Below are 15,078 nucleotides of genomic sequence, written 5' to 3'. Positions count from 1 at the left end.
TATGAACCTAATACAAATTGCGACGCTCTGCGTTTTAATTTTATCAGCAATCGTTCTCGTCAGCGGGTTATACATTTTATACAGGACCCCGGTCAAAGCACAGAATTAACTGTGTAACATTGAAGTCAGTGCGCTATTTCATACCATTGTCCTGATTGTTCGGCACCGGGTGTAAAGTCGCATACGGCTTTACTGATAAAGTTTTCACCTTGGTGTTGTTGTATTCGCGCTGCTGTAAAATGTCATGCTCTTTGGGTATTTAAGCCTATCTATTAGTAAGTTTACTCGTTGGTTTTAGCGCGAAAATTTCTTTATGTAAGCGAGATAGCAAGCGATGAGAGATAGTCTTAGTCGCTCTAGATGCTCGTCACGAAATAACACGCAGCTCTCTCATACCTCAAAATAAAAGTGTACTTTTTACCTTATCGCCTTTCTCTATACATATCATTTAGCTTTCTTTCTTCAATAACCCAGCCGTAAAAAAAATGAGATTTATTGTTGTGTAAAGTCACTTTTAAGTACGTAATTCCGATGTTTTTTTTAAGTTCTATACTTTGGATATCATCTTTGTGTATATATTTTTTCATCCCAGCACGAGAATGAATTATACCTAATCTAGAAATATCTAACGTCCCTGATTTAAGTAGATATATAAAACAAAAAATAATGACTGGGGTAATTTTAAATGCTAGCGAAAAACTTTCAATTTTTAATATAAAAAACGATATTACAGAGATTATTGAAAGTACAAAAGTATGTATCTTATAGTTTTTTTTAGTTTCTATAGAAGCCATGAAGGTATTCTTTTATTTATTTTTAGAGCATTCTAATGAATTAACTAAATAAAACCTTCTGATAACCTTCTGAATTCAAGTGATTGATAAATAGAGATTTAAACTATAACACCTATTAGCTTTTCAATTATTTAGCTAGTTGGTATAGTCGCGCGTAATTAGACGACATATTCCCTTGATACCAAAGGAATCACACGAGTAAATTTCAAACCCTATGCAGCGTTTCATCACTCACTAAAGGGACGTTTATATAGCGTGCGATTAAAGTTGCGATTGTTTTCATTTGCGCGCTATTAGCTCCTTCGACAAGTAGATAGCGTGCTCCTTGGTTAGTTAAAATCCTTATTTCACCACTTTGAAACGGCTCGTCCTGACTTTTTGCATTTACAATTTTTTTTAATAACTCTACTTTGACGATCTCTTTAAAAGGGATTGTCTTCTCTAAACCCATTAATTTTTTTTCAGACATTATGAATCTGTATTCTTTACTGCTTTTTTTAACTAACCTTCCTAAACCAATTAATGTGCCCCCCCCTATAAATAAAGCAAATGCAGCAAAAACATCAGCAACGGCAAAAAGCATATATATACTGGCAATTAGAATAACCGCCCCAAAAAATAAACAACCTATATAAGCTAGTTTATTTGATTTTGACGCTTTGAGTATTAAGTGTACACCTGACTCATGCGCTGAGTGTGTAACATGAAGTGTTCCACCCGTATTAAGGGGCTCTAATGAGCCCCTTTGGGTAGACTTATTAGTATCCAAGTCCACCAATTGTTTCTCCTACTGTATTATTTTGAATAGAGCGAACCTCTGGCATATTCGTCGGTCCCTGCTCTTTACTTGAAACGAATCGTATCACTGCATCACACCCAGTCACTAATGTCTGGTTCATTGCAACATCGCCTGTATCACCGGTAGATAAATCGACTATAAACTCATCTTTTCTGAGGCTATTTGTATTATCAAAAGACCAGTTTATTTCACCGTTAAGGTTACCTGAAGTATCTGTGTACACACCAAACAAACTATAGTTCATTTGTGCGCCACCGTAATCTTGAGCTTCACCAAATACAAAAACCTCTGACGTTAAGTTTTGGTCTAAATCAAACTGCTCCTCAACAACATACTCTCTGCCAGTACAAGCAATATACATGCTCCATTCAGACTCTTCTTTCGTGTTTGTTGTTGCACAAGATGATTGTGACAGCTCAGAGCTATTTCCTCGCGCATCAAAAGCAGCTATTGAATAACAATATTCAGTATCAGGTGATAATTGAAGAATAGTCGCAGTCGACTCTACTGACACTTCCTTAGCATAAGGCGTATTACTATCATATGCATAGACTGTATACCCATCAACGCCTGTATCATCAGTTGCCCCACTCCAGGTTAATTTAATCGCTGTAGATGACAGTGGCTCTGCTGATAACTGCGTTGGCGCGGTTGGAGCAGTGACATCTGGCGCTTCAACAATAGCGCATACTTCACTAGACGCTGGTGATTCATTGCCTAAATCATCTTCTGCAATAATAAAATAACAATGTTGTGTGTCAGCAGTCACATTTGAATCTTCGTATTGTGATTCATAAATGCCATTTTCTAAAAACACGCTATCTTTATAAATTTTATAACTGATATCAGCATCACTATCAATGAAGTCCCAATCAACTATAAAGCTTTCATTTCCTGTTGTCGTAACCGTTAATTCCGTTGGCGCACTCAGCACCGAGGCCCCACATGAGCGGCTGAGGCTATCTATCTGTTTTTTAAACTTAAATAAACTCGATGTGTAATCAAACCTTTTTGTGATCAGTCTAAAAGAACCTTTAAAGCTTATATCTAGTTCAAGAAAAGTATTAACATCAAAAACACAGTTATTATTATTTACTAATGGGATTGCTTCGATGCCTAGCTTTAATGAGTTTCCAACACCTGGCCCTGCAATACCATATAAGCGACTAAAGTAGGCAATCTCTGGGCCTGCTTTCGCCTCTGCTTTAAACTCAACAGTGGTAAATGGATCATTTGCATCCACATTAAAGTCAAGCCCTTTGATCCCTTCAAACCCTTTACTTTCTGTATATTGTGCCCCAGCGACGATGTCCAATTTAGCCACTAAACGCGGTTTTATTGCTACGCCAACGGATGCATCAGCAACCAAAGACAATTGCACTTCAGGCTGAATGACAATAATACCTAGTGTAATAGGTGCGAATCTGATTGGCAGTGTCACATTCTTTTTCAAGGCGGCAACACTAACAGGTCCACCAATATCTAAGCCGAGCTCACTGTCCACATCAATGTGTGCTACGCTTCGAAAATGGCTTATAGTCGCTGGAAAGTCTATTTTTAATGAGAAGTCAGGGTTTACAGTTAACTTTATTGCACCTGTTGCACTGATTTGATCATTCTTAGTACCTATATCACCGTCGGCATCATGAAGTATGAGGTTTGTAACCGCGAATTCAATAGGGGTCGCACTCGCTACTTGGTTTTGTGCTTGCAGTGACTGTTGTGTTGTTAGTACTTTCAATCCTTGCGGTAACGATGACTGCTGCACATTTTCAGCTGTTAATGCTTGTTGATAAACAATTGCACCTTCAGTGATTAATTGATCTAGCGTCGCTTCTTCTGTTTTTATGACCCTTAGTGAGCCTTGATTACCCAATACTTCAACAACTCTTTTTAAGAAGAAGTTCTCCAACCCATCCCCTTTATCTATTCCGTTTGATACAAGAATACTACCAATAACCACTTTACTTAGATCAGTACTCCCATCAAACGTAATAACACCTGTTGTTTCATTGTAATCTCTAATTGATGATTTTTGCTGTTCATCAAGTACAACCACGTTATCAGCTAAGGTTAAATCGACACCTGATTCATTTGGAGAGAAGGTTAAAGATAGAGAGACGTCGCCTTGCGGTGTTAGTTGACAGACATTAGCATCTTGCGCAGTTTCACATCCACGCCAGCTTAAAAACTGCCAATCATTCGTTGGGGTTGCTTTTAGTGATAGTGCAGCCCCTAGCTCAAGATCAACTGAACAAATATTACTACTTGAGCATATTAAGGGACTCGCATTGTCTAACAGCTCAACTATGCCATCGCCAAACGAATCTATCGTTACTGTGATTTTCGAAGGTGAAACTGTTACTTGTTTTTCAGTTGTTGCGGTATTGTTAGAACTATCAGTGGCTGAATATACAATTGTATAATTACCAGGCTGTGTCAAATCAATGCTATTTGAAATTATGACTTCAACTTCATCATCGTAATTATCGACAGCCTGTGCACCATATTCGCGGTACTCTGTTCCTTGCTCAAGCGTAAGCGGTTCTGAGTTTAATAGAGTTATAACTGGGGCTGTTGTATCAACGACTATAACCGTTCTTATTACTTCAGCGCTATTTCCCGCTTTATCTGTTGCTGAATAAGTAATGGTATAACTACCAAGAACATTACTATCAACATTACTATCAATGGATACTGATACGTCGTCATCAGTGTCATCTGATACAGAATAACCTGGCTCAACAAAGTCTGTATTCACTTCAACTTCAATTTCAGCACCATTTGTAAGTGTAATAATAGGGGACGTGGTATCTTGGACGGTATCTACTTTGGTGGCTGGTTTATCATCCGAACCTCCACAACCTGCCAATGCTAAACTACACAATGGCAATATAAGTAACTGCTTCAACTTCATACATATCTTCCTTTATATGAACGCAAGAAAGTCGTAATTTGAAAATAATTATTCAAAAACCTTCAACTAACGCAGTCCCTTGCATTCAGTTAACATTAAGCTGCAATATTAATTTATAAAACTTAACAAATCAATGCTATCCACTTGTTATTACTAACTTAAACGCTAATAGATTAGAGAGTACAATAGAAAAAGTGCTAACACATTGACAAAAATAGTTTGTTTTTTTCACATATTAGACGCTAATTTATATAACTATAATTTGGTTATTTGGGTAAGACTCACAAGGTTTTTATCCGTATCAACGTCAATTATTACATCGTTAAATAGGATGTAATATGACAAAAAGCCGCTCATAGCTCCCCTTCACATACTTGATTTAAAATACGTTGAGCAGTAAATTTAATTAATATATTTCTCTCGATACACTTATTAATACTATTTTTAAGTTGATTACTGCTTAACGAAACGTTTTTAACAGTCAATAGAATACGACCAGTGTTTTGAGTAGTCATGGAATGGATAAAAATACCAATGCGCCCTCCCCACTTAAAAAAATTTTAATTAATATCACACCCTGAATATTTATCTAATTACTATAGTGATTTGCTTTGCTCTCAAAAAACGCCACTACTCATTGAGCTAACGGCAAACGAAATACACCAACAGCCTAAGTAACTTAGCCGAAAATTATAGCGACAATAACCAGTTAACAGCAGTCATTGAACTTAGTGAAAAGTAATTAACTATTAGGACTGAATTATATAAAGCTAACCACGCTTCTAGCTTACAAGGATACATAAATGCGTATGACGGACAAGCTCAATGATCGCATGATGAGGGTGAAACATGGTTTGAAGGTGCGCCTGCACAGTCATTCATAGCCAAAGGAGAGTAAGCGCTTATTTGGGTCGATTTAGATTCAGTACACCAACGGAGATAGCGGGTGAGCAGGCATGGTCAGAAGCTCGTTACTATGCGCGTCCAGTATCCCAAAGGCCAGTGATGGAGCAGATACGTGCACCTCATCTCGTTGAAGTGGGCACGACTATATATGCGAAGGACAAGTGTTAAACCTCAACGGTCGCGTAGATTTACCCATTAAATATGAATACGTATTGCCGAATGGCCAAATGAAAACGACGTCTCGTTTCAATACACGCCTACTGAAAGTGATCTTGACAACAACAACAACAACAACAACCGGTTGAAGTTTGTGTTAAAGGCGTGGATAGATAGTTACAAAGAGGCTACTTATCGTGAAACTCAACGCGACTGGATCGTTTAATTAGTAGTGGTCTCATAAAAAATCACGAGGAAATCCCTTGATCTTTACGACGTGAGATTAATACCAAAAAACCGATATTGAGCGTATTTATTAATGTTGTTATGGGGTGAGCCAGGTCTTCAGCCATATCCCTTATCAGTAAAGAACTACACGAATGATTCGTGTAGTTCTTTACTGTGAATTGTAAGATAATTGATTGGATACCTCTTTACTCTCGGAAGTATATTCATACAAATCGACTAATAATAACGGTTTCGAATAATGGAAGCCCTGAAATAAATCGCAACCATACTCTATAAGACACTGTTTCTGCTCAACAGTTTCGATGCCCTCTGCAAGTAACGTCAAGTTTAGATTTTTACCAATTGAAATAATATTTTGCACCATTTTCAACGATTGAACATCATGCATAATATCATCCACAAAGCTCTTATCAATTTTCAACTCGTCTATGGGTAATGTGCGAAGCAAATTTAAAGACGAATAACCCGTACCAAAATCATCAAGTGAAATACAAATGCCTTCATCACGAAGCTGGTTAAGTATCGGGAGCACTTTATTAATATCATCGATAAAAAGACTTTCAGTGATCTCAATAGTAATTCGCTTTGGGTCAATATTGTGGCGGTTAATGGACTGTTTAAGCATCGTAATAAAATCAATGTGGGAAAATTGTTGAGCCGAAATATTGATTGCTATTTGAAAAGTTAAATTTAAGCTTTTTTGCAATGCACTCATTTCTTTCAATGTCGTTTCAATAATATAGTTACCAATTTTTGGCATTAGGCCACAATATTCAGCAATGGCGATAAATTTATCAGGGGGTACAAAGCCCAACTTCTCATCTTCCCATCTTACGAGAGCTTCAACGCCGTATAGGGTGTTATTTACATCTACTTGCGGTTGATACACCATGTAAAAGCACTCAAGCTCAGCAGCTACACGTAAGCGCTCTTCTATTTCCAAACGACCCATGTAAGTTTGCGCCATGCTGAAAGTGAAGACATTAAACGTATTCCCTTCTTTTTTTGAGTTATACATCGCAATATTTGCAGAACGTAAAAGCAGCGTTAATGTTTTTCCATGCTCGGGTGCTTTAGCAATGCCTAAGCTACAGCCAAGACGCAACTCACTTTCCCCAATCTTAAAGGGTAACGCTATTGCCTTAATGATGATTGATGCTTTACGGTGCAGCTCGGACGTATGTGTAACGCTCGTTAAAATGATAAATTCATCACCGGCATAGCGAATAAGGAGTTCATTAGTGCATTCTAACTTTTTGAGTCGAGCCGTTACCTCTTGTAGAACGCGATCGCCCGACAAGTTGCCATATCTATCGTTGATTAATTTAAAGTGGTCGACATTAATTAAAATCATCGCAAATGGTTTCTGACTTGTCTTGAACCAGTCACTCATGTGTTTTGTGAAGTATTGTCGATTAGGCAGTGTCGTTAATTCGTCATGGTGAGCTTGGTAGAAAAAGTCATTGTCTCTTTGTCGTTGTTTAGCGGCCATTAAACGAATAATGTAAAGTGCGGCTAAATTAATGAAGATAAAAAGTGAAAACTGAATTAAAAAAGGCGTAATTAAGAGCGATATAATGTCACTTTTAAATATTATGGACTTGATCCATAAACCATAGGTATCAAGCCGAGCGATAACAACTTGAGCACGCTTGTTGTAAAAAAGATACGGTTCAAAAGACTCTTTCTTGTATGGGTATTGGCTAACAACAGCATCCACTAGCGGAACGGATTTTCCTATTTTCTCAGAAAAAACGAATGGCTTATTTGTGTAAGCACTGGGGTAATCAAAGTGGGAAGAAATGAATTGGCGATAACCATCATCGCGTAACACAGTCAGCGTATTATAGGCGGCATAATGCTGATGGTTGTTAAACAGCCTTGCATCCGTAACTCTAAGCCCGATGGCAATCATAGCGACAGGCTCACCGGACTCTGACCGTAATGTTTTACGTAAGGGGATAATAAGCTGCCCATCTACACGATACGTGCGCCCAAGCACCATATGGTCACTATTTAAAGCGTTTAAAAAGCTATCGCGTGTTTCGTCATAATCCAATAAATTAAAGCGAGGGTCTATCTCAATGTGCGGTCTCACTAATTGAGGTTCACCTTTCAGATTTGAAATTCCCACCATAGCTATATCAGGATTCGCGTTAAGAAGTTCCTCAAATTTAGCTCCAATTTTTTCGCTATCAATAAGCCCATGGCCATTAACAATAGACTGCTCAAGTAACAACATCATTATTTCTTGCGAACTAAGTAACGAGTCCACACTACTTGCAAACCTAGTTACGGTGGATAATTGCCGTTCAGCATGAATATTTTTTAAATTATTCCACTGAGACCAAATAGCAGCAGAAAAAATGAGAGAAGTCGCCCCGAATATAAATAAGAACCCGATGGGTAAGCGTTTAATTATTGTCACTATGGTTCCTCAAGAACTCTAAATACAGTGGAAATACAGACTTAAAAGGCGCTAAAAATAAATAGTAATGATTTAAATTCGTGCGGAATATAGCACACCCCGACAAAATCACTCCATAAGTGGTACAAGCTACACGATAATCCATGATTAAGTATCAATTATAGACATGTAACTACCTGTAAATGAGCCCCCATAGTGTGGGGTTTAAAGGGCCGAGTGCCATTAGTAGCTTAAATGAAAAGTACGCGCGTATGGTTTTAAGTGGCTATTAGCTTTAGACACAGAGCCCACTTTAATTTGAAACTGCAAAACGCCGCGCTCGAGTAAATACGTTTCAATAAATGTAGCATGTGACATTCCAAGCTTAAAATTATAATTAGACGAGCCGGTATCATCACCAATTATTCCAAGTGGATTGTCTTGGCATTACCGCAGAGCTATAGGAAATTATCTGAACCTAATATTCTCAAGAGACACACTATATGCCTGATTATCTTATTGACGATCTAAAATAAGGCATTGTAGGCAGTATATTTATAAAATTAGGTATAAAGCACTTAAACTACATTATTTATCAAATTGTAACGCCGCTTTTTTTGTATTTTTATCAGACAGTTTAGGCGTATAGCGGTAACATGTTTAGCTGATCATAAACGCATGACAGGCTAATGATATACTCATTTTATTCGCGTAAATGACTTCGTGTGCAAAGTAGTTTTCGCTCAGAAACCTTTACCACTTTTTTTGCCATTGCTTCCTGAATAACCTCAGCTTTGAGACGCTCTTCAGCTTACATCTTTTTTAAACGTCGATTTTCATCTTCAAGCCCTTTCATTCGCGCCATTAATGAGGCGCCCATACCATCATATTTGGTGCGCCATTTATAAAATGGTTGAATTACTCATGCCATGTTCGCGACACAGCTCAGGAATAGGCACGCCGCTTTATGCTTGTTTTAAAATGGCAAGGATTTGGCTGTCCGTAAAATGTGCTTTTTCATAGTTTTCCCCGGTATTTACAATAAGAGAAAATTCTACATTTGGCTTCTATTATTTTTAGGGGGGATTACCTATGCACTATAAATTTTTATTTGAAATACACGGTAGGAATGTATACTATTTCTCGGTTAGTCAGTTGTAGTACTTATCAAATTGGACGATGAGTTGACATGGAAGTAAAACATATTCATTTCCCATTATCCCTATCCAATATGTACCCGCTGTTTTAAAAAGTATCAAACGCTAGAGCGTTATCAAATTTAAAGACACAACTAGCGCGCTATCACATTTGTTAACAGACCGGTTGTTATGCTTCGCCGTGCACGCCAATAAAGATAGGAACAAGTGAAATAAGCTTAACTCTGCTGTTTGAGTTTCATCTAAAACTAAATGCGATAAATAGCGCTCTACTATGATTGCTATTGATGCGAGAAAAGCAAACCACTTAAGAACTCAAGTGACTTCACCTTAGCGTAACTGTTGATTGAAGATACCCGTTTGTGAGCGCCTGTTCATAAGCCAAATAAAGCTAATAAAACTCTATTGCGAACTAAAATATTAAAGGGACTGAAATATATGATGAAGTGTGATGTTATCTACAGAGGGATCAGTAATAAAAATAATATCGCTAGCCTTGCAGGTGTAATTAAGCGTTGTTTCCCAGGCGCATCTAAAGCAGATGTCATCGGCTATTTAAAGCAAGATGATCTCGTTCTTTTTACGGATTTGGACGAAGAAAAAGCCAATAAAATTGAACAGGCTATTATAAAATTTGGGGGAAAAGTTGAGCTTCAATTTAAACATAATAATGAAGACCTTTTTAATCTTGAAGACATTGAAGAAGTAGATGACTTAGCCGCAGAGGAAGAAATTGAAACTGTTGCCGTCGTTGAAGACATTTCAACCATAGAAGCGGATGCAGCCCAAGAATCAGCCAATGAAAATGACACAATAAAAGTAGACACCTTTCTAATAGCAAAACCGTGGAAACGTGTCGCGGCCTTGTGCGTTGATCAACTAATAACGATGGTCTTTACGTTTATCATTACGTATTTGATACTGACCTTTTTTCCAGCCACACTTGAAAGCGTAAAATACCTTGGATTTGTGTTAAGTCTTGTTTATTTCACGCTGATGACTGGCAATTTATCAGGCGGAAAAACAATTGGTGCAAGGTTATTAAAAATAAAAGTAATAGATGAACACTCGGCTCCATTAAACTTACTTAACGCCTTCATAAGATCCATTGTATTCTTAGTCGGTTTCGCCTTTTTCTTGATATCAGCGATAAGCATTTTCTTCAACCCTAAGCGTCGAGGGTTCCATGATTTAATGTCGGGGGCTTATGTTGTTCAAGAGGAAACAAGCAGCTTTATTAGCTCTAATGCTTTTACTGTAAAAGCACAAAAAATGGCATTTGAGCAACTCAAAAGAGCGCAAACAATTGGTATGGTAAAACTACAAGAATCTGTAGTACAAATAAATTCATCAATACCTTATCTAGAGAATGCGGGCTACATTATTGAAGATCTTGAGATGGAAGTCGGTGTATCACCGAAGGTTAATGTCATTATTAAAATGAACAGTGAAACGACGCTATCAATGGAAGAACTAGAAGAGAAAGTTAAAGATAAACCTGTCGTGGCAATGTTAGTTCGCGCAATCAAAATGAGTGCTGATTTACAGAGAAAAGTTAACATCAGAAGTATGAAAAGCGTAGGTATGGAAATTAGTCTCGCCGTAACACCATCTGTAAAACTATTATTTACGAGATAGGTCGATGGCATATACTTATAAACTCGTTTTTAAAGGTGGTATTGCCCCTGATAAAAATCTAGAAAAAACTGTTAATGAGTTTGCATCACTCTTTAAGATTTCAGTCACTAAGGCTGAGCAATATTTTAATGGCAGGAGCTATGTATTAAAGAAAGATCTAACTCATGAAAAAGCCCAGTACATGTCTGAGACGATGTTAGAAGCAGGCATTATCTGCTATATAATGGGTAATGAGGATGCAAGTAATCGTTTTGCATCAAAAGGAGATGTAACAGCTAAAAAAACGTTGATCAAAAACCGAGCGACATTAAGTCAGCATGTTACCTCCTTTGCGGGCACTAAAGATCTGGCGGACTTCAACATCAAACTACTTTTCTCTGATGTGTTTAAGAAAAGAAATGATGAAGAGCTTGAAGAGTATTATTCAGTTGGAACGGTGACAACAACACCTGATATCAATGAAATAACATCCGAATTCCCAAGACCTTGGTTATTTATTCGGCTTTTTGGATTGATGCTACTAACCTACTTTGGCTTTATTTACTCATTTGAATATTGGGAAAATATTAAACTATTGCCCGGCTTAATTTTTGTTGGCACGTTTGCAATGCCTTTAAGTGTACTCGTTTTCTTTTTCGAGACAAACGTGCCAAGGAATGTCTCATTAATAAAAGTGTTTAAACTCGTTCTACAAGGCGGGATACTGTCGCTTATTTTTTCTTTACTTATGTTCCAATTAACTTCTGACTTAAACTGGCTAGGCCCACCTGTTGCAGGTTTAGCTGAAGAGCCAGGGAAATTAATCGCACTTCTATTAATAGCAAATGCAGTCAGGTATCCCTATATTTTAAACGGTTTATTATTTGGAGCTGCTGTTGGGTGTGGTTTTGGTTCATTTGAAAGTGCTGGATATGCGTTTGAAATCCTTTTAAGTCAGAATTATACCTCAATGATAGACAATATTAATTTACGAGGAGTCTTGTCACCTTTTGGGCATATAATTTGGACCGGTATGATAGGCGCTGCATTATGGAAGGTTAAGGAGGGCAGACCGTTTATGGTAAGTATGTTATTTAATTATACTTTTGTGAGGGTTTTTCTAATAGCAACACTTTCACATATGTTATGGAATAGTGGAGACTGGCTCTTACCTTGGATCATTAAAGCCTCTTTTATTTCAGTCGTTGGTTGGATCGTTATATTTTCTTACATTAACGAAGGCGTATTAGAGCTGAAATTTTTAAAAAATAACACCGCGACTGAAGAAATACAGTGATCACCATCCACTAGCCGAAATTGAAGTAAACACATATGGGCTTGCCATAGTTTGCTAAACACCACTAAATTCAGAGCGGCCATATCGAACCGCCCACTATTTTATTTTAGTGGGCGTTGATGAATTAATCTCCGCTTTTTTTATCTTTACTCATACCAGTTAACATAGCTTTTTCATTCTTTACAGGTTGATTCTGTCTACTATCTAAATGACTATCTGGAGATTCTATAGCATCTCTATTATTTTTAGCATCTCTATCATCTTCAACTGATTCAGCCTCTAAACTTATCCCAGTGTTTTTAGTTAATACATCTAGATAACCCAAATTGTCATTACACATCTTTATCAATTTAACAATATCTGATAACTCCTTACCTTTGACAAAAAACATGCGCTTAGCTAACTCATCGACTTCTCTTTCCATAAAAGCTCGTCCCGCTGAGGAATAGTCGTTCACAACTTCAGGTTTTTTAGTATCTAAATAAGTTTTTATTGATTTTTCTGTCGGCAAAGAACCCAGCATTAAAGCCATTAATATAAACCCATCATTATTACTCTCTCTGCCACCATCAATTTTACTTCTAGATATCAGCAAACCAAGAAAAAGCCAAGCTGCATCCGCAATTTCGATAGGCTCTTTGCCGGATTCGCTATCCACTTGTTGAAAAGATGTTATGCGCATAAGGTCTTTATAAAAGTGTTCAAATAATAGCGTTGAGCGCAACTCCATTAATCCAATACCAAAGTTCCTCGTCCCTAAACTACCAATGACTTTTAGAATATTAAAAAAAACATTATCTTCCTCAACAATTGCTATAAGGTTTTTTCGTGTTTCTGTAGAGTTAAAATATTTCTTCGTGAAATCTTCATCTGAAAATACGATTGCCTTTTCAGTATATTCACTTGAAACAATCTGCAATACAGAGCGATAAACCGAATCCTTAAATGCTTCGTCAATCGTATCAATTAGTATTTCAATTTTTTCCTCAAGTTTCGTCTGAAGTTTTTCCTGCTGTTGCCGATGACGTTGCTCGTTTACTTCCACCATGCCCTTATCTGTTCTATTTTTATCTATTGAGTTCATTAAGTGAGATACTTTACTCAATTTGTTTAAATCATTTAAATTTTTAGCATGAAGCAACACAGCTGCACACGCTCTTTTTGCATCCACAGTAGAACGCGTCAATTTTGAGTTAAGTTCAGACACACGTTCAACATGCTTACCTAAAAGGTTTACATGTTCTCTAATAGAGTCATTCTCTTGAATTTTTTTTGCGACCCCCGCTATACGGATCGCAACTAATGCCCCTGCAAAACCTAATGCCCATCCACCTAGCGCATCAAAAAGCCCTGTATTTTCCTGTGTTAAATAAGGCTTTACTAGAGAAGCGGGTAATAGTTCCCACTTAATTGTTAACCAAAAGAAAGCTAATGTAATAGTCCCAAAAAAAAGAGTCAGATATATCAACTCACCAACAGGGCTATAAATAGCTCGCTTAAATTGATACGACATACTATTTTCAGCTTTAGCGCTCATTATATTCCACCCATTTCAGTGGCCGCTTTATCCTGATTTTCTTCTAGAATCGCTTCAATTGCTCTTCTTTGTTCCTCACTTAATCCAATCATTTTTTCCTTGGTCTTGCTTATCCAGGCAGCACTCTCTCTCTTTTTATTATAATTTGTAATGAGTTTATTCAGTTTTTCTTCTGCAGCCTCGCTATCCGTCAACACTAAAGAAAAGAGCTCTTTGTAAGTTTCTTCTACAAACGACTGAATAAAAGTGACTATACGATGAATTTGAGTGATGTGTATTTCCCCTTTTTCAATAGGAATATCAATAGATATTCTTAATTCGCCATCGCTAGGGTCAAGTGACATTGCTAAAAATTTATATTCAAACTGATACCACGCTATAATCGAAGCAATAAAATGATATGATGCTTTACTAAAGTCAATCTTATATAGCCAAGGTGTGCTAAAACGCAATAAACTGTCATCAGAATAGCTGATAATAATGCGAAAATTAGGATAACTTTCTTCATTCATATAAACGCTTGTTTCAAAACCAAATATATATCGTTTATTTTCTTTATCATGTTTGTTCGCATAACCATGGTGTTCAAAATACTTGTCAAGAACCTCCACCACGGTTAGCTTTCCTGTCACAGGCCCTATAATACTATTCGCTGAAGAAGAGCTTGAATTCCCGAACTCCTCAAGTTCTTTGTGGGCTAATTTTATTGCATTGATGAGGGTTTTTTCTGCTTTTTGAATAAGTACTTCAAACTGAGAAGTAAAATCCTCATGAGGTGTTTCAACCGCACTATACACAGCAGCGAAACCATCAGAATCGATCATAAGAATAAAGTCAGAATCGCTCTCTTTATTACGAATATCGCTTTCATTTTTAAGTTCTAAATACCTGTGAGCTAAATTTTTTAATATTTCATCATCATATACATGAAAAAGTAAGTGCGCTTTTTCCTCATTGCCATGTACAGCGATTGATAAAGGAAGGGTCCCTTCACTTTCAACTCGAGTAATAGTGCAAGGTGCTTCTTCAGACGTCACACTCCACGTATCATGTTGCTCTGCGATATGAACTAATAGGCTTGAATAGATTTCGATTAAACTCATAAATGATTCCCTTCAAAGAAATAAGAAATGTCGACTAATGACAAAAAATTAATATTTATAAATCGCAATACAATATTTGATAAACGATTACAAATATTAATATATCAGATACGCATTACAATCAAAGCATTAACTTAAA

The 15,078-nt window shown here is 37.0% G+C and carries 9 protein-coding genes and 1 pseudogene; 2 read left to right on the top strand and 8 right to left on the bottom strand.

What is annotated here, in order from left to right; translation table 11 throughout:
• Positions 1 to 422 precede the first annotated feature (422 nt).
• From CXF89_RS01870 to CXF89_RS21320, 6 genes and pseudogenes are all read right to left on the bottom strand, one after another.
• Positions 423 to 794: a hypothetical protein gene (locus CXF89_RS01870; RefSeq protein ID WP_121953651.1), complete on the bottom strand. Its 372-nt coding sequence runs from the start codon at positions 792 to 794 to the stop codon at positions 423 to 425.
• Between the two features lie 205 nt (positions 795 to 999).
• The gene (locus tag CXF89_RS01865; RefSeq protein ID WP_145990796.1) at positions 1,000 to 1,377 is read right to left on the bottom strand and encodes a hypothetical protein; all 378 of its coding nucleotides are present in this window, start codon (positions 1,375 to 1,377) and stop codon (positions 1,000 to 1,002) included.
• Between the two features lie 175 nt (positions 1,378 to 1,552).
• Positions 1,553 to 4,510 (bottom strand): immunoglobulin-like domain-containing protein, encoded by a 2,958-nt coding sequence (locus CXF89_RS01860; RefSeq protein WP_121953649.1) that lies wholly within the window; start codon positions 4,508 to 4,510, stop codon positions 1,553 to 1,555.
• A gap of 1,459 nt (positions 4,511 to 5,969) precedes the next feature.
• Positions 5,970 to 8,249 (bottom strand): bifunctional diguanylate cyclase/phosphodiesterase, encoded by a 2,280-nt coding sequence (locus CXF89_RS01855; RefSeq protein ID WP_121953648.1) that lies wholly within the window; start codon positions 8,247 to 8,249, stop codon positions 5,970 to 5,972.
• A gap of 222 nt (positions 8,250 to 8,471) precedes the next feature.
• Positions 8,472 to 8,606 carry a hypothetical protein gene (locus CXF89_RS21325; protein WP_257983176.1) on the bottom strand — a complete coding sequence of 45 codons (135 nt, stop codon included), beginning with the start codon at positions 8,604 to 8,606 and terminating at the stop codon, positions 8,472 to 8,474.
• Between the two features lie 285 nt (positions 8,607 to 8,891).
• Positions 8,892 to 9,271, bottom strand: a pseudogene (locus CXF89_RS21320) (transposase); the annotation flags it as partial.
• Positions 9,272 to 9,823: 552 nt separating this feature from the next.
• Here CXF89_RS21320 and CXF89_RS01845 point away from each other — a divergent pair.
• Both CXF89_RS01845 and CXF89_RS01840 read left to right on the top strand, forming a co-directional pair.
• Positions 9,824 to 11,023, top strand: coding sequence for an RDD family protein (locus CXF89_RS01845; RefSeq protein ID WP_121953647.1), 1,200 nt, complete (start codon positions 9,824 to 9,826; stop codon positions 11,021 to 11,023).
• A gap of 4 nt (positions 11,024 to 11,027) precedes the next feature.
• Positions 11,028 to 12,299 carry a PrsW family intramembrane metalloprotease gene (locus CXF89_RS01840; protein ID WP_121953646.1) on the top strand — a complete coding sequence of 424 codons (1,272 nt, stop codon included), beginning with the start codon at positions 11,028 to 11,030 and terminating at the stop codon, positions 12,297 to 12,299.
• A 124-nt stretch (positions 12,300 to 12,423) separates the two neighbouring features.
• Here CXF89_RS01840 and CXF89_RS01835 read toward each other — a convergent pair whose 3' ends face one another.
• Both CXF89_RS01835 and CXF89_RS01830 read right to left on the bottom strand, forming a co-directional pair.
• Positions 12,424 to 13,836, bottom strand: coding sequence for a hypothetical protein (locus tag CXF89_RS01835; RefSeq protein ID WP_121953645.1), 1,413 nt, complete (start codon positions 13,834 to 13,836; stop codon positions 12,424 to 12,426).
• Positions 13,836 to 14,939, bottom strand: a complete 1,104-nt coding sequence (locus CXF89_RS01830) for a hypothetical protein (RefSeq protein ID WP_121953644.1) — start codon at positions 14,937 to 14,939, stop codon at positions 13,836 to 13,838. The genes CXF89_RS01835 and CXF89_RS01830 overlap by 1 nt, the downstream gene beginning before the upstream one ends.
• Positions 14,940 to 15,078 lie beyond the last annotated feature (139 nt).

Origin of the sequence: Pseudoalteromonas sp. MelDa3 (assembly GCF_002863625.1) — a bacterium.
GTDB classification, from domain to species: Bacteria; Pseudomonadota; Gammaproteobacteria; order Enterobacterales; family Alteromonadaceae; genus Pseudoalteromonas; species Pseudoalteromonas arctica.
The sequence above is the reverse complement of the archived record's forward strand: the minus strand, read 5'-3'. Positions and strand labels throughout refer to the sequence as shown.